15 protein-coding genes are annotated in these 15411 nt (G+C 70.7%); 8 read left to right on the top strand and 7 right to left on the bottom strand.

What is annotated here, in order from left to right; genetic code table 11:
- Positions 1-3: 3 nt before the first annotated feature.
- The 3 genes from P2P98_RS18325 to P2P98_RS18315 are packed head-to-tail and all read right to left on the bottom strand — an operon-like array spanning position 4 to position 3067.
- Positions 4-885 carry a carbohydrate ABC transporter permease gene (locus tag P2P98_RS18325; protein WP_275801706.1) on the bottom strand — a complete coding sequence of 294 codons (882 nt, stop codon included), beginning with the start codon at positions 883-885 and terminating at the stop codon, positions 4-6.
- The gene (locus P2P98_RS18320; RefSeq protein ID WP_275801704.1) at positions 882-1829 is read right to left on the bottom strand and encodes a sugar ABC transporter permease; all 948 of its coding nucleotides are present in this window, start codon (positions 1827-1829) and stop codon (positions 882-884) included. Before P2P98_RS18320 ends, P2P98_RS18325 begins: the two co-directional genes overlap by 4 nt.
- Positions 1826-3067 carry an extracellular solute-binding protein gene (locus tag P2P98_RS18315; RefSeq protein WP_275801703.1) on the bottom strand — a complete coding sequence of 414 codons (1242 nt, stop codon included), beginning with the start codon at positions 3065-3067 and terminating at the stop codon, positions 1826-1828. The genes P2P98_RS18320 and P2P98_RS18315 overlap by 4 nt, the downstream gene beginning before the upstream one ends.
- Positions 3068-3247: 180 nt before the next feature.
- Between P2P98_RS18315 and P2P98_RS18310 the strand changes: the two genes are divergently transcribed.
- On the top strand, positions 3248-4240 hold the full coding sequence (locus P2P98_RS18310; RefSeq protein WP_275801701.1) for a nucleoside hydrolase: 993 nt from the start codon (positions 3248-3250) through the stop codon (positions 4238-4240).
- A 69-nt stretch (positions 4241-4309) separates the two neighbouring features.
- Here P2P98_RS18310 and P2P98_RS18305 read toward each other — a convergent pair whose 3' ends face one another.
- From P2P98_RS18305 to P2P98_RS18290, 4 genes are read right to left on the bottom strand one after another with little or no spacing between them, the layout of a single operon-like run.
- Positions 4310-5677, bottom strand: a complete 1368-nt coding sequence (locus P2P98_RS18305; protein ID WP_275801700.1) for an NtaA/DmoA family FMN-dependent monooxygenase — start codon at positions 5675-5677, stop codon at positions 4310-4312.
- Positions 5670-6968 carry an amidohydrolase family protein gene (locus P2P98_RS18300; protein ID WP_275801699.1) on the bottom strand — a complete coding sequence of 433 codons (1299 nt, stop codon included), beginning with the start codon at positions 6966-6968 and terminating at the stop codon, positions 5670-5672. Before P2P98_RS18300 ends, P2P98_RS18305 begins: the two co-directional genes overlap by 8 nt.
- Positions 6965-8224: an adenosylhomocysteinase gene (locus tag P2P98_RS18295; protein ID WP_275801698.1), complete on the bottom strand. Its 1260-nt coding sequence runs from the start codon at positions 8222-8224 to the stop codon at positions 6965-6967. The genes P2P98_RS18300 and P2P98_RS18295 overlap by 4 nt, the downstream gene beginning before the upstream one ends.
- A complete protein-coding gene (locus P2P98_RS18290) occupies positions 8221-8988 on the bottom strand; it encodes a hypothetical protein (RefSeq protein WP_275801697.1) in 768 nt (255 codons plus the stop codon). Before P2P98_RS18290 ends, P2P98_RS18295 begins: the two co-directional genes overlap by 4 nt.
- A gap of 135 nt (positions 8989-9123) precedes the next feature.
- Between P2P98_RS18290 and P2P98_RS18285 the strand changes: the two genes are divergently transcribed.
- From P2P98_RS18285 to ccsB, 7 genes are all read left to right on the top strand, one after another.
- A complete protein-coding gene (locus tag P2P98_RS18285) occupies positions 9124-9513 on the top strand; it encodes a DUF6264 family protein (protein ID WP_275801696.1) in 390 nt (129 codons plus the stop codon).
- A 107-nt stretch (positions 9514-9620) separates the two neighbouring features.
- The gene (locus tag P2P98_RS18280; RefSeq protein WP_275801695.1) at positions 9621-10310 is read left to right on the top strand and encodes a DedA family protein; all 690 of its coding nucleotides are present in this window, start codon (positions 9621-9623) and stop codon (positions 10308-10310) included.
- A 166-nt stretch (positions 10311-10476) separates the two neighbouring features.
- Positions 10477-11121 carry a histidine phosphatase family protein gene (locus P2P98_RS18275; RefSeq protein WP_275801693.1) on the top strand — a complete coding sequence of 215 codons (645 nt, stop codon included), beginning with the start codon at positions 10477-10479 and terminating at the stop codon, positions 11119-11121.
- Entirely contained in the window at positions 11121-11723 is a 603-nt protein-coding gene (locus P2P98_RS18270; RefSeq protein ID WP_275801692.1) for a TlpA disulfide reductase family protein, read from the top strand. Before P2P98_RS18275 ends, P2P98_RS18270 begins: the two co-directional genes overlap by 1 nt.
- A complete protein-coding gene (locus P2P98_RS18265; RefSeq protein WP_275801691.1) occupies positions 11720-12469 on the top strand; it encodes a cytochrome c biogenesis protein CcdA in 750 nt (249 codons plus the stop codon). Before P2P98_RS18270 ends, P2P98_RS18265 begins: the two co-directional genes overlap by 4 nt.
- On the top strand, positions 12450-14309 hold the full coding sequence (locus P2P98_RS18260) for a cytochrome c biogenesis protein ResB (protein ID WP_275801690.1): 1860 nt from the start codon (positions 12450-12452) through the stop codon (positions 14307-14309). Before P2P98_RS18265 ends, P2P98_RS18260 begins: the two co-directional genes overlap by 20 nt.
- A 4-nt stretch (positions 14310-14313) precedes the next feature.
- Positions 14314-15327, top strand: a complete 1014-nt coding sequence (gene ccsB / locus P2P98_RS18255) for a c-type cytochrome biogenesis protein CcsB (protein ID WP_275801689.1) — start codon at positions 14314-14316, stop codon at positions 15325-15327.
- Positions 15328-15411: the final 84 nt, after the last annotated feature.

Raw genomic sequence — 15411 nt, 5'->3', positions numbered from 1 at the left:
CGCTCAGCGGCCGGAGCCGGCGGTCAGCCCCGCCTTGACGTGACGCTGCGCCGCGAGGATGACCACGAGAGCGGGCACGCTGGCGATGAGCGATGCCGCCATGGTCGCCGCCCACGTGTTCAGGTTCGAGTTCGACAGCGCGAGGATCAGCACCGAGATGGGGTACATCTCGTTGCGGTTCACCAGCGTCAGGCCGAAGAGCAGATCGCCCCAGCTGAAGAGGAACGCGAACACGCCGGCCGTGACGATCGCGTTGCGCGACAGCGGCACGACGATGCGCCACAGCGTGCCCACAGGCCCGAGGCCGTCGACGGTGGCCGCCTCGATCACCTCGGTGTCGAGGCGCAGCATGAACGCGCGCATGACGATCACCGCGAAGGGCACTCCGGCGGTGGAGTTGGCGAGGATGAGTCCGATGAACGTGTTGAGCAGACCCCACGAGTTGAACATCGCGTAGAAGGAGGTCGCCAGCACGACGCTCGGGATCATCTGTGCCAGCAGCAGGAGGATCAGCGCGATGCTCACGGCCCGAGACCTCAGCCGGCTGAGCGCGTACGCCGCGGGGATCGCGACGAGCAGGGTCACGAGCACCGAGCCCAGCGAGACCAGGATCGACACCCGCAGGCCACCGATCCCCGCATCGTCCAGGGCCATCTGGTACCCGCCGAGACCGGGCGCGGCGGGGAACCACGCGGTGTCGGCCGAGTTCGCCTGCGGCTGGAGGGATGCCGAGACCATCCAGTAGACGGGGAAGAGATACACCGCGAGCACCGCGACCGTGACGATCGTCCACGTCCAGCCACGACGGCGGCGGCGCCTCGAGACAGCGGAGGTCGTGATCGGTGCCGCGTCGACGGTAGGCGCGGCGGGCAGGGTCGCGGTCATTCCTCACGCTCCCGACGGATCGACATCACGGTGTACGCGATGGCGAAGAGGATGCTGATGCCGAGCAGCAGCATGCCGTAGGCACCGCCCTGCCCGAACTGGAACTGCTGGAACGCCTGCCGGTACGACAGGAGGCCGAGCGTGACCGTGCTGTTCGCGGGACCGCCCGCGGTCAGCACGAGCACGAGGTCGACGATGAGCAGCGTGTAGACGACGCTCATCACCACGAGCACCGAGACGACGGGCCAGATCGTGGGGAGCACGATCGCGGTGAGTCGACGCCAGGCGCCGGCGCCGTCGAGCTGCGCCGCCTCGAGCTGCTCGGCGGGCACCTGCTTGAGGGCGGCCCCGAGAATGGTCGCCCAGTACGGCAGGCTCGCCCAGACCGCGACCACGATCACGGCGGGCAGCGCCGTCGCCGGGTTGGCGAGCCACGCCTCGACGGGGATGCCGAGCGCACCCAGGACGTCGTTGATCGGACCGTCGCCGGCCAGGAGCGATTTCCACACGGTGGCGACGACGACGGCGGGGAGCAGCCACGGCAGGAGGATGAGGGTGGGCAACCACCGACTGCCCGGGAAGGTGCGCGCGAACAGCAGCGCGAGAAGGAGTCCCAGGACGAGCTCGAGCGCGACCGCCACGACCGTGATCGTCACGGTGTTCGTCAGCGCGCGGAAGGTGATGGGCTCGGCGAGGATCGCTTCGAAGTTGGCCGTGCCGACGAACGGCGCGCGTCCGGTGATGAAGGTGCCCGTCGTGTAGTTCGTCGTGCTCATGTACACGCCGTACCCGAGCGGGAAGAGGAAGAAGACGACGAAGAAGACGATGGCGGGGGTGAGGAACCCCCACAGCTCACCGCGCTGACGCGCCGCCAGCGAACGCCGGAACCGGCCGGGAGCGCGAACCCCCGACCGGCCGGTCGTCGTCAGCGTGTCCGCTGTCACTTGCCGCTGGCCTGCTCCAGAGCGGCCTGTGCGGTCTGCCCGCCGACGGTCGCGGCCTGGATCGCGTCGACGTACTGCTGCTGCAGGGTGTTCCACTCGGTGCCGAGCTGTGCGGAGTTGTAGGCGCCGTCCACCGCGTCCACGAACGGAGCGGCCGCGGGGACCTTCTCGACGAAAGTGGCCTGCGCGCTGGTGAGAGCGGGGATGTAGCCGCCCTGGACGGCGGTGTCGACCTGGTTCTCCTCGGATGCGCGGCACTTCACCAGGGCTGCGGCGGCGGCTTCCTTCTGGGCATCCGCATTGGCGGCGACGCCGTAGGCGTAGCCGAGCAGGTTCACCTTCGGGGACTCGCCGGACGTCGCGGTGGGAAAGGGGAACGTGCCCCACTCGAAGGGGATCGAGGTGTCGACGAGGTTCCAGGGGCCCGAGACGGTCAGCGCGGCCTTCTGCGAGGTCCACTGGTCGATCGACTCCCAGCCCCAATTCACGAACTCGGGGGACAGCGAGCCGTTCGCCACGAGGTTCTTGTACAGGTCGACCGCCGCGACGGCACCGGCGCCGGTCGGGTCGGCGGGGTCGCCGCCGGCCGAGAGCAGGAACGGGAGGAAGTAGACGGGAGTCGAGCCGTCACCGCCGATGCCGGGCAGCACGATGCCCTTCTGGTCGGCGGTGGTGAGGGAGCCGGCGAGCTTGACGAGGTCGTCGAACGTCTTCGGAGCCGTCTCGGGGACACCGGCCGCGGCGAAGGCCGCCTTGTTGTAGAAGATCGCGTAGTCCTCGACCTGCACCGGGAGGCCGTAGAGGGTGTCCTGGTAGGTGCCGAGACCGGCGACGCTGTCGGCCAGACCGTCGGTGCTGACGTCGTACTGACCGAGGTCGGCGAGGACTCCCTGCGAGGCGAGCTGCGGGAGCTGCGTGTCCGTGGAGAGCAGGGCCACATCGGGCAGCGACTTGGCTCCCGCCGCCTGCAGGAGCTTCGTCGTGTAGTCGCCGGACTGCGTCTGGACGTCGACCGTGATGCCGAGCTCGGACGCGCAGTCCTCGAAGTACTTCTTCTGCAGGCCCTGATAGGGCTCGAAGTCGATGTTGTTCCACACCGTGAGCGAGACGCCGTCGAAGCCGTCGGTCTGGGCGGGCGCGGCCTGGCCGCCCCCGGAGCAGGCCGTGAGGGCGAGAGCGGCGGTGAGGCCGACGGCGGGAAGAGCGACGCGTCGAAGTCGCTGAGACGTGGATGCCATGGGTGTGTCCGTTCCCGACGACGCCGTCGGCGCCGATCGACATGTGCTGTGGGGGTGACAGGCGGAGTCCGCCCGCGTCATCCCTCACTCTGGGGTGTTCACGTGACGAACAGGGAACGAACGTGTCACGCGGTGTAACACCGGGCCGTGTCGGAGGCACCGAGCGGGCAGGGTGAAGGCATGGCATCCCCTTCTTCTTCTTCCGTCTCTCGCCGCGTGCTCGTCGACACCGACACCGGTCTCGACGACGCCCACTCGCTCATGTATCTGCTGGCACAGCCCGATGTCGAGATCGAGGCGATCACCACGATCTACGGCAACACGCCGGTCGAAGACTCCGCGCGCAACGTCCGCACCGTCCTCCGGCTCGCCGGGCGCGAGGACATCCCGATCCACCTCGGCGAGGCCGCCCCCATCGAGGGTGAGGCGTCGATCGCCGACTTCGTGCACGGCACCGATGGGCTCGGCGACCGCTTCGAGCGTGCCGAGCTGCGCGTCGAGGACGAGAGTGCGGTGGATGCCATCGTCCGCATCGCCGCGGAGAACCCGGGCGAGGTCGACCTCCACCCGCTCGGACCGCTCACGAATATCGCCCGGGCACTCGAGCGCGACCCGGAGCTCTTCCTGAAGTTCCGCTCGGTGGTCATCATGGGCGGCGCCGGCGCCTACCCGCCGCCCGGTGGGGCGACCCTGACGGATGCCAACACGGCCAACGACAGACGAGCGGCCGAGATCGTCTTCGGTGCGCGCAACAACGGCAACGTCGTCATGGTGGGTGTGAACGTGACCGCCCAGGCGATCCTCGACGAGCACGTGCTCACCGTCTTGCGAGGGGTCGGCACCCCGTGGGCGACGTTCGCGGGCGAGGTGCTCGACGCCTACAACGACTTCTACCAGTACAAGTGGGGTCGCCGGATCTCCTCGGCGCACGACGGACTGGCGACGGTCGTGCTGCACCGCCCCGACATCGTCACGGCGTGGACCGAGGGACCCGTCGACTTCACGCCCTACGGCGGTTCGCTCGCGACGCGCGTCGCGCTGACGCACGACGGTCTGCCGCTGGTGTGGGGGACGCCGGAAGGGCCGAGCATCCGCGCGGTCACCGCGTTCGACGGCGACCTCTTCCGCCGCCTGTTCGTCCACGCGCTCGCGACGGGTCCCGCGACGCGCTGACCCGCACCCGCGAGCTCGCGCTCCGCGTCGGTGATCTCGGCCCGCGCCCGCGTCCCGCCCCCGCGGGCGTCAGCGCACGCCGGTGCGCGCGGGGTGATCGTCCGCGAGCCGGTCGCGCCGGTCGGAGCGCAGGCGGGAACGGAACGTGCCGTCCTTCGGGAAGCCGCCGTACAGCCCACGCTCGGTGAGGGCGGGGACGAGCATCTCGGCGAAGTCCTCGACCGACGCGGGCGACAGGAACGGGTGCAGCAGGAAGCCGTCGACCCCCGACTCCTCCACGAAAGCTCCGATCGCGTCAGCCACGGCGTCGGGGGTGCCGAGGAACCTGTCGTCGGCGAACGCGGTGACTCTCGAGAACTGCCGGCGCACATCGCCCGCGGTCAGCGTGGGCGCGTCGGCGCGGGTCTCCTTCGTCTGCGTGGCGTTGGTGGCGCGCTTGACCAGCGGCTCGTCGTCGGCGTACCGCGAGAAGTCGATGCCGCCCCACCCGGCGTAGGCGGCGAGCTGCGCCTCGGAAGAGTAGTGCGCCTGTAGCGAGTCGATCTTCTCCTGCACCGCGATGTCGGTCGGTGCCACCACGAGGTTCATGCCGACCACGGCGCGGATCTGCGTGGCATCCCGCCCCAGTTCTTCGGCCCGTCTGCGGATGCCGGCCAGCCCCTCGCGGATCGCCACGGGGTCGCTGTCACCGACGAAGATCAGCTCGGCGTGACGCGCGGCGAACTCGCGGCCGCGGGGTGACCAGCCGGCCTGGATGATGACCGGCGTCCGCTGCGGGGACGGCGTGCTGAGGTGCGGTCCCGCGACGCGGAAGTGCTCGCCCTCGTGGTCGATGCGGTGGACCTTCGCGGGATCGGCGAAGCGCCCGGTGGTCTTGTCGCCGAGGAACGCGTCGTCTTCCCAGCTGCGTTCCCACAGGGCGTACGCGACCTCGAGGAACTCGTCGGCCCGGTCGTAACGCTGATCGTGGGCGAGCACGTCGAGGCCGAAGTTCGCGGCGGCCCCCGGGAGGTACGAGGTCACGACGTTCCAGCCGATGCGCCCGTCCGTGAGGTGGTCGAGGGTCGAGAACCGGCGCGCGTGGGCGAACGGGTGCTCGTACGTCGTCGAGACGGTCGTGCCGAAGGCGAGGTTCTCGGTGACCGCGGCCAGTGCGGGGATGTGCAGCATCGGGTCGAGCGCGGGGAGCTCGACGCCGGTCTCGATCGCCGTCGCCGCGGAGCCGCGGTAGGTGTCGTACATGCCGAGCACGTCGCCGAAGAAGAACAGATCCATGCCGGCCGCCTCGACGCGGCGGGCCTGGTCGATCCAGTAGCGCAGCGAGGTCGAGGAGAGGCGGTCGTCGGCGGGGTGCGTCCACATGCTCGCCGCTGAGGAGCCGTTGCCCACGCAGGCCTGCTCGTACAGGCCGAAGAGCAGGGGCCGGGGGTCAGACATGCGCGGGGGTCCGTTCTTCTCGGGCGGGGGTGCGCCAGCGGACTCCTCCGCCGACGACGGTGAGGGATGCCTCGGCGGGGCCGTTCTCGACGAGTTCCGCGAGTGCGTCCTCGGGGGTGGCGGACGACACAGGGAAGACCGCGATGTCGGCGCGCGCACCGATCTCGAGGACGCCGGTCGACTCGGCGGCATCCAGACCCAGGGCGTGCGCCCCTCCGGCGGTGGCGGCGTGGAACAGGCGGGCGTGCAGATCGGTGTCGCGGTACCCCTGGGCGCGTGCCAGGCGGTGAAGCGCGGCGACATCTTCCCAGAGCGACAGGCTCGGCGACGACGAGAGCGAGTCGGTGCCGACCGCGATCGCGTTGCCCTCGCGCAGGTAGGCCGCGATCGGGGGAGGGTCGAGGCCGATGACCGCGTTCGACCGGGGACAGAGCGCGACGCTCACCCCGCGTTCGCGGAGCAGCCGACGGTCGTCGGCGTCGACGTAGATCCCGTGCGCGAGGTGCGTGGTCGGCCCGAGCGCACCCAGCGAATCGAGATACGGGATGACGCCCGTGCCGATGCCCCCGTCTCGCAGCAGCGCGAACTCGCCTCGACCGTTCGCGCGCCACCGCTCGGCGAGATCGCCGGTGCCGGTGCGGACGTACGCGTCCTCCCAGGCGGACTCGGCCGCGTGGATGTGCTGACGCACGCCCCACTCCGCGGCCAGACGGGACAGGTCGCGGATGACCTCGGTGTCGAGCGAGTAGATCGCGTGCGGCGAGATGCCCACCGCCGGGGGAGTGGGCAGGGCGCCCAGCTGCGCGCGGACGGTGTCGGGGCCCCCGAGGCGCCAGGCGCTCTCGGTCCACCCGAGCACCTCCCAGAAGGCGATCCCGTGCAGCCCCGCCGCGTGCACAGCGCTCCCGGCCTCGGCATCCGTGACGATCTCGGCCACCGCGGTCGTCCCGGACCGCAGGCACAGGGCGGCGCCGGCCGCGGCCGACGCGCTCCAGTCGCGGGGGAGCGGGTAGAGCTCCATGAACGCGCTCATCCACGACTCGAAGCCCTCGTGCGAGGCGCGTCCGACCGCGGCCATGTCGGTGTACTGCAGGTGCGTGTGCGCGTTCACGAGCCCCGGAGTCAGGGCGCCGTCCCACTCGTGGACCTCCGGGGCGTCGAACTCGCGGACGACCTCGTCGAAGCCGCCGACCGCCGCGAGACGACCGTCGCGCACGGCGACCGCTCCGTCGGCTCGGGCCGGAGCGCCCGGAGAGAGAACCACGCGGGCGCGGTGGACGACCACGCTCACTCGTCGTCTCCCTCTGCGGCGATCCACGAGGCGAGGAACTCCCGCTGCGCCGCCGAGACGGTGTCGACCGTGCCCCCGAAAGAGGCGAGCGCGATCGCCGCGACCTCGTCGTCCGCGCCGCGCGGGAGCTCGTGCACCGCGGCCCCGAGCCCTGGCGTCGTGAGCAGGTACTTCACCGACGCGAGCTGCACCCCGAACGACAGGTCCATGATCTGCACCGGGTTGCCCTCGGCCGCGCTGACGTTGAGGCAGTTGCCGTCGTCGAGGACGTGCACGAGCGATCCGCTCGACATCCGGAGGGTCGACACCGCCCCGTCGCGCGCGATCTCGATCGCACCGGCCGCGCGGGCGGCATCCAGGGCGATCTCCTGCGAGACGCCCCCGCCGACCGCCACGATCGCCCCGCTGGGCAGGGCCTCGAGGTGGGCGACGTCGACGGTGTGCCGGATGCCGGTCGCCGAGATCACGAAATCGGCCTCGGGCGCGGCCTGATCGAGGGTGCGCACCGGGAAGCCCGCGAACGCCGCTTGCAGGGCCGCCACGGGATCCGTCTCCGTGACGATCACGCGCGCACCGAGGGAAGCGGCGTGCTCGGCGATGCCGGAGCCGACGCGCCCGTAGCCCACGACGACGACGGTCCCTCCGCGCAGCGAGCGGTTCGCGACGTCGGCGACCGCGAAGACGACCGACTGGCCCGTGCCGTGCCGGTTGTCGAACAGCGACTTCGATCGCGCGTCGTTGGCGGCGATCACGGGGATACGCAGCGCACCCTCGGCGTGCATTCGTCGCAGGGGTCGGACGCCGCTCGTGGTCTGCTCGGTCGCGCCGCGCATCTCGGCGACGACGTCGGGACGCTCGAGGTGCACGAGGCGGATCGTCGAGGCGCCGTCGTCGACGATCACCTCGGGCCGGTGGTCGAGCAGGGCGAGCGCGTTCTCGCGGTCCTCGGAGCGCCCGGCATCCGCCCGCGCGTACACCGCGAGGCCGGCGTGCGCGAGGGCGGCGGCCACCTCGTCGTCGGTGTTACGGCCCGCCGAGGTGACGGTGACCTCGGCGCCCGCTTCGGCGAGAGCGAGGGCGACGGCGGCGGTCTTCGGCTCGAGCACGTCGGACACGCCGATCCGCACTCCGGCGACGGTTCCCGCGCGGCGCAGTCGCTCGGCGAGCACCACGGTGACCGGCATGTGCGCGCGCGCCCAGTCGATGCGGTCCGCTCCCGCGCGCCAGAGCGAGGGGTCGGCGATGCGTCCGGTCACGGGGTCACCTCCCGGGCGAAGCGGTCGTCGTCCCCATCGAGGAGCAGCAGCGCGATCAGCGCGTCGAGGAGGAGCCACGGCGTCGCAGCCAGCGGCTCGTCCTCCTCCGGGAGCGGCGAGGGGATCTCGACGAGGAAGGCCGATCCCGCCTGCCCGACGAACGGGCGGGACGACGGTGATGTGCGCACCCCCGCGGTCGCGGCCCCCGCGGGGGACGCGTCGGCGACGAGCCCGTCGAGCGTATCGATGGGAAGGATGCCGTGCCCCTCGCCGGTCAGGATCGTGAGGTGCACGGGGGTGTCGCGGGACGCGAGGGCGTCGAGCGGCTGGACGCGGTACCCGTCCAGGCGCGCGGCGAGAGCCGCCACGGGCGCGTCCGTCGCGCGGATCACCGCGGCCCCCAGCGTCCGGAGCGAGGTTGCGAGAGCCTCGGCGAGCAGCCCGTCGCCCGCGACGGTCACGGTCGTCCCCGCGAGCGTGAGGTTCGTGCGCGACGACACCGCGCGCAGCACCTGCTCCGCGCGCAGGCGGGAGTACAGGATGCCGAATGCCGGCGACCCGAGCGGATCGACGCCGTCGTCCGAGAGGGAGAGATCGATCCCGGCCGCCTCGCGCAGGAGAGCGCGCAGAGACGAGGGGAGGGGAGGGAGGGCACCGCCGTACGACAGGGTCACGAGCGCGCTGCGCCACTCCCGGTGGAGGCGGAGGGAAACGGGGAGCAGCGCGTCGATCCTGTCGGGCGTGAGAGACCGGAAGGACGACACGTCTCGACGGTACGGTGCGCGGGCACCGGATCGCCACTTCGTGACGGTGCGTGGCGTGGCGTGGCGTGGTGCGGCGTGGCGTGGTGCGGCATCGTGCCGAGCGGCGGTGGCCGTGGCATCCATAGGATGGCGGGCGTGACCTATTCGATGCCTCCGGAGTCGTTCCGGACGCTCCGGCCCGAGCCCGTGCATCGGTCTTCGCGCACGTGGGACATCGTGCTCACGATCGTCTTCCTCGTCCTGCTGCCGCTGGCCGCGCTCGCCGCGTCGTACGCCGGTCTGTTCCTGGCCTTCGCGTCGGACGCCTGCGGGTCGCAGAACTGCAACAGCGACCTCATGAACCTCGGGCTCTGGTCAGCCGTGATCTCCCCGTGGGTGGTGCTCCTGATCGGCGTCGTCGTCTCGATCGTGCTCCTGGTCAAGCGACGGCTGGCCTTCTGGGTGCCACTGGCCGCGATGGCGCTCATGACGGCGCTGTGGTTCGTCGCCGCAGCCATCGTGAGCCTCGGGGTCTCGGCATCCTGAATCCGAGAACCGGCTCGGGGGCAACCCCCAGGATTCGCCGCTGACCGGCCCGTAGCCTGGAACGGGCGCCCGGACGGGCGGCCGATCACCGAGCGCGAAGGCACCCGATGACCGACATGACCCTTTCCGTCGCACCCGCGGCAGCCCCCTCCGCGGAGGAGGGGCAGTCCTGGCTGACCTCGCTCGCCGACTGGACCGTCTCGCTCATGGAGGTCATCGGCCCCGTAGGTGCGGGTGTCGCCATCGCCCTCGAGAACCTCTTCCCGCCACTGCCGAGCGAGGTCGTGCTGCCCATGGCGGGGCTGACCGCCAGCCGCGGTTCGTTCACGCTGTTCGAGGCGTTGCTGTGGACGACCGTCGGGTCGGTCGTCGGCGCGTTCATGCTCTACGGCCTCGGCCGCTGGCTCGGGGCAGCCCGCCTGCGCCGCTTCGCCGAGAAGATGCCCCTGCTGCATCCCGAAGACGTCGATCGCACCGTGGCCTGGTTCGAGCGCCACGGCGGCAAGGCGGTGTTCTTCGGACGCATGATCCCGATCTTCCGCAGTCTCATCTCGATCCCCGCGGGCGTCTCGAAGATGCCGATGTGGCGCTTCGGTCTGCTCACGGGCGCGGGAAGCCTCATCTGGAACACGATCTTCGTGCTCTCGGGCTACCTGCTGGGCGAGAACTGGCACATCGTCGAGGAGTACGCCTCGATCCTGCAGTACGCCGTCATCGCGGCCGTCGCGATCGGGGTGGCGTGGTTCCTGTACAGCCGCGTCCGGTCGCTGCTGGCGTCGCGGCGCAGCGAGGTGTGAGGGCGGTTCCGGTCCCTTCGACGGGCTCAGGGACCTCGGGCCGGCGTCTTGGCGGTGGCTGAGCCTGTCGAAGCCTCCGAACTGCCGCGTTCCGCGGTATCTCCACGTCGAGACAACCCGCTCGCTCGCTCAGTCAGACCACAGAACCCGCCCGTAGACTGATCCGGTGCCCGCGGATCGCCTTCATCTCGTGCGCCACGGGGAGGTTCACAACCCCCGTCGCGTGCTCTATGGTCGGCTCCCCGGGTTCGGTCTGAGCGTCGACGGACGGCACATGGCACGTCAGGCCGCCGAGTACGTCCACGGGCTCGATCGGCCCGTGTCGGCCCTGATCGCCTCACCGCTGCAGCGCACGCGCGAGTCGGCCGAACCGTTCGTCTCGCTCTTCGGCATCGAGCCCGTGATCGACGAGCGCGTGATCGAGCCGACGAACGTGTTCGAGGGGCGCCGCATGAAGCAGGCGCTCGCGAACCCGGTCAACTGGCGGCACCTGCGCCAGCCCGCCGTGCCGAGCTGGGGCGAGCCGTACGCCCAGGTGGTCGCGCGGATGACGGCCGCCATGACCGATGCCTGGGACCGCGTGCCCTCGGGCGATGTCGTCATCGTCTCGCACCAGCTCCCGATCTGGGTGACCCATCTCGCCCTCTCCCTCCAGCCCACCCGCCACGATCCCCGGAAGCGCCGCTGCGCGCTGTCGAGCGTGACGAGCTTCGAACGGCGCGACGACGCCGACGGCTCCCGCTGCTGGGTCGAAGTGGCCTACGCGGAACCGGCGAGCACCGCCGGGGCCGTCGACGTAGGAGCCGTGTGATGCGCCGAATCCTCACCGCCGTCGCTTCCGCGACCGCTGCCCTCGCCCTCGTGGCCGGGCTGTCCGCCTGCACCACCGACCCGCTGGCCGAGCAGTACCGCTCGGGCGACAACAAGGGGTACATCGCGGGGGACTTCCAGACCCAGGAGATCGCCCCCGACCGGCGGGGGGAGCCCGTCGACTTCGCGGGCACCCTCGACAACGGCTCGCCCGTGTCGAGCGACGACTTCGCGGGCAAGGTGCTCGTCGTCAACTTCTGGTACGCGACGTGCGGCCCCTGCATCATCGAGGCGCCGCGACTCGAGCAGGCGTACCAGTCGTTCCAGGGCCAGGACGTCGCGTTCCTCGGCATCAACACGTACGACCAGGGTCCGACCGCCCTGTCGTTCGCGCGCGACAACAAGGTGTCGTACTCCAGCGCCCTCGCCGTGAACGACGCCGAGCTCAAGCTCGCCTTCAACGACAAGACGCCCCTGAACGCCACCCCCACCACCCTCGTGCTCGACAAGCAGGGACGCGTGGCGGCCCGCATCATCGGCGAGCTGCCCGAGGCGTCGATCCTCGAGTCCATGGTGCGTACCGTGCTCGAGGAGAACGCGTGAATCCGGGCGCTCTCGTCTTCGACGGGGCACTCTGGCTCGCGATCCCCATCGCCCTCGCCGCGGGACTGATCTCGTTCCTCTCGCCCTGCGTGCTGCCGCTGGTACCCGGATACCTCGGCTTCATCGGCGGCGCCGTCGCACCGCGGGGGAGCTCGGCATCCACCGCCGGCCGGGGCCGCCTGCTCGGCGGGACGCTGCTTTTCATCGCGGGCTTCACCGTCGTCTTCATGGCACTGAACGTGCTCGGCGGAGCCGCGGGGGCCTTCTTCACGCGCTACGGCGACGTCATCACGCGCGTCGTGGGCGTCGTCATCATCCTCATGGGCCTCGTCTTCATCGGGCTCTTCGGCATCGCCCAGCGCTCCGTGCGGATGCAGGCGCGCGGCAACCTCGGCCTCATCGGCGCGCCGCTGCTCGGCATCGCCCTCGGCGTCGGCTGGACCCCGTGCATCGGCCCGACGCTCACCGCGATCATCTCGGTGTCGTATATCGTCGGCGACCCCTGGCGGGCAGCGATGCTGGGGCTGGCGTACTCGCTGGGCCTCGGCATCCCGTTCATCCTGTTGGCCCTCGGCTTCGGCTGGGCGACACGGTCCGTGGCGTTCATCCGCAAGCACATCCGCCTGGTCAACCTCATCGGCGGGGTGCTGCTGATCGTGCTCGGCCTGCTGATGGTCGTCGGCGTCTGGGGAACGTGGATGTCGACGCTGCAGGGGGTGATGCTCAATGTCCAGCTCCCGCTCTGATCGAGGTGGCACCGTGACCGAGCCGACCGACGGCGTCCTGCGCCCGTCCGATCACGCCGACTCCACGCCCTCCGGCGACGGGGGCGACGACATCACGCAACCGCGCCTGGGCGTCATCGGCTGGATGCGATGGGGCTGGCGACAGCTCACGAGCATGCGCACCGCGCTCGTGCTGCTGCTGCTCCTCGCGATCGCGGCCGTGCCCGGATCGATCGTCCCGCAGCGCAGCGCCGACCCCAACGGCGTGACGCAGTACTTCACCGACAACCCCGACCTCGCGCCGGTGCTGGACAAGCTGAGCATGTTCGACGTGTACACGTCGCCCTGGTTCTCGGCGATCTACATCCTGTTGTTCATCTCGCTGATCGGGTGCGTCCTTCCGCGCACCAAGCACCACTGGAAGGCGCTGCGCTCGCAGCCCCCGCGCACGCCCGCGCGGCTCGGTCGCCTCGACGATCACCGCGACGTGACCGTGCCGGTGCCGGAGGGCCAGGATGCCGCGGCCGTCGCCGCCGCGGCCGTCGACAGCGCCGCCGCGCAGTTGAAGAAGAGCGGCTACCGCGTCGCCCGCTACGACGGGCGGGGCACGTTCTCGGTCTCGGCCGAGCGCGGGTATCTGCGCGAGACCGGAAACCTCGTCTTCCACGCGGCCCTGGTCGGAGTGCTGATCGCCGTCGGCGTCGGCGGAGGCTTCACCTACACGGGCCAGCGCGTGCTCGTCGAGGGACAGGCGTTCGCGAACAGCCTGCTCGACTACTCGTCCTTCAACCCCGGACGTTTCGTCAGCGGTGACACCCTCACGCCATACTCGATGACGCTCGACAAGTTCGACGTGAACTACGTCGCCCCCGGGCAGCCGGGGGGCGGGCAGGCCGGCGACTTCGTCGCGCACATGACCACGCAGGCACCCGGCGGCACCCCGCAGGACGGCGAGATCCGCGTCAACCACCCGCTCGATGTGCAGGGCGACCGCGTCTACCTCCTCGGCAACGGCTACGCGCCCACCGTCACCATCCGCAACGCCGAGGGCGAAGAGGTCTTCCACGACTCGGTCGCGTTCCTCCCGCAGGACTCCAACATGACCTCGCTCGGCGTCATCAAGGTCGCCGACGGCATGCCGGAGCAGCTCGGCCTGATCGGCTTCTTCTACCCGACGATGAACGTGCTCGACTCGGGCGCCCTGACCTCGACCTACGGCGCCCTCGAGTACCCCGTGCTGACCCTGCGCGTCTACGCGGGAGACCTCGGCATCGACGACGGCACGCCCCGTTCGGTGTACACGCTCGACCCGACGAACATGACGCAGCTCGCCGGTGGCGACAGCGGCACCCCCGCGATCCGGCTCATGCCCGGTGAGACCCAGGACCTGCCCAACGGGCTCGGCACCATCACCTTCGACAACGCCGCGCCGGCGGGCGCCTCGGGGTACGACGAATCGGTCAAGCGCTTCGTGTCGCTGTCGATCCACCGCGACCTCGCGGGGCCGTGGGTGCTCGCGTTCGCCCTGCTGGCCCTGTTCGGCCTGCTTGCCGCCCTGTTCGTTCCGCGTCGACGCATGTGGGTCAAGGCGACGCCGCGCGGCGGGGCGGTGCACGTGGAGTACGCGGGTCTCGCCCGCGGCGAAGACCCGACACTCGCTGCGGCCGTCGATCAGATGGTCGAGAAGCATCGGGGGTCGCTTCCCGCGGCTGCTCCTGTTTCTGACGCTGCCGCTGCCGCGTCTGCGGCTTCGGCCTCTGCGGCTTCGACCTCCGCGGGGGATGCCCCGAGTGACCCCGCGAACGGTACCGAATCCGCTCCGACCGACCCGTCCCACCCCGACACCGGAAAAGTAGACTGAGACCATGCCCGGACCGAACTCGCTCCTCCTCGACGAGATCTCCCTTCTCCTGGTGTGGACGGCGGTCGGCGTCTATGTGCTGGCGTTCATCGCCTACGCCATCGACCTCGCGCGCCGTTCCGACCTCGCTGTGAAGGCGAAGGACCAGGTCGTCGCTCGCGAGCTCGTCACGGCCGGTGGCGGGGGCGTCATCGACGCCTCGGCCGGGGGTGTGGCATCCGGTCCCTCGTTCACCGACAAGCCGCGCTATCTGTGGGCGCGCATGGGGACGGCGCTGACCGCGCTCGGGTTCCTCTTCCACCTCGCGGCGACCGTGCTGCGCGGCTTCGCCGCCGGTCGCGTGCCGTGGTCGAACATGTACGAGTTCGCCCTGACCGGCCTGCTCCTCATCGTGATGGTCTACCTCGCGTCGCTGACGCGGTACGACCTGCGCTTCCTGGGGTCGTTCATCACCGGCCTCGCAATCGTGCTGTTGGGCGGCGCGACCCTGGCGTACCACGTCGACGTCACGCCGCTCGCCGATCCGCTCAAGTCGGTGTGGCTCGTCATCCACGTCTTCGTCGCGATCCTCGCGACCTCGCTGTTCGCGCTGGCCTTCGGGCTCTCGGTCGTGCAGCTGCTGCAGACGCGGCGCGAGCGCAAGCTCGTTGGTGCGCCGGTGGATGCCGCCGGCCGCCGCAGCTTCCTGCGCACGCTCCCGTCGGCCGACGCTCTCGAGTCGCTCGCCTACCGCTTCGCGATCGTCGGGTTCATCTTCTGGACCTTCACGCTCATCGCGGGCGCGATCTGGGCCAACGACGCCTGGGGTCGCTTCTGGGGCTTCGACACCAAGGAAGTCTGGACGTTCGTCATCTGGGTGCTGTACGCCGGGTACATCCACGCCCGCGCGACCCGCGGCTGGCGCGGCACCCGCTCGGCCTGGCTGTCGATCATCGGTTTCTCGGCCGTGCTGTTCAACTTCACGATCGTGAACGTCTTCTTCAAGGGCCTGCACGCGTACAGCGGTCTGACGCAGTAGGCACGCGGGGCGGCGCGCCGGGGTGCGGCCGCGCGCCCGCGCGTCCGCCGCGCCCCGCGCGCCCGCCCACCCGTTGAGTGTCCA

The organism is Microbacterium sp. Kw_RZR3, from assembly GCF_029222405.1.
Lineage (GTDB): Bacteria > Actinomycetota > Actinomycetes > Actinomycetales > Microbacteriaceae > Microbacterium.
Note: the sequence above shows the minus strand (reverse complement) of the source record. Positions and strands in the feature narration are given on the sequence as shown.

Coding starts and splice junctions, on each gene's coding strand:
- P2P98_RS18305 (WP_275801700.1), bottom strand. CDS start 5,677: ATGTCTGACCCCCGGCCCCTGCTCTTCGGCCTGTACGAGCAGGCCTGC.
- P2P98_RS18325 (WP_275801706.1), bottom strand. CDS start 885: ATGACCGCGACCCTGCCCGCCGCGCCTACCGTCGACGCGGCACCGATC.
- P2P98_RS18315 (WP_275801703.1), bottom strand. CDS start 3,067: ATGGCATCCACGTCTCAGCGACTTCGACGCGTCGCTCTTCCCGCCGTC.
- P2P98_RS18310 (WP_275801701.1), top strand. CDS start 3,248: ATGGCATCCCCTTCTTCTTCTTCCGTCTCTCGCCGCGTGCTCGTCGAC.
- ccsB (WP_275801689.1), top strand. CDS start 14,314: ATGCCCGGACCGAACTCGCTCCTCCTCGACGAGATCTCCCTTCTCCTG.
- P2P98_RS18280 (WP_275801695.1), top strand. CDS start 9,621: ATGACCGACATGACCCTTTCCGTCGCACCCGCGGCAGCCCCCTCCGCG.
- P2P98_RS18260 (WP_275801690.1), top strand. CDS start 12,450: ATGTCCAGCTCCCGCTCTGATCGAGGTGGCACCGTGACCGAGCCGACC.
- P2P98_RS18270 (WP_275801692.1), top strand. CDS start 11,121: ATGCGCCGAATCCTCACCGCCGTCGCTTCCGCGACCGCTGCCCTCGCC.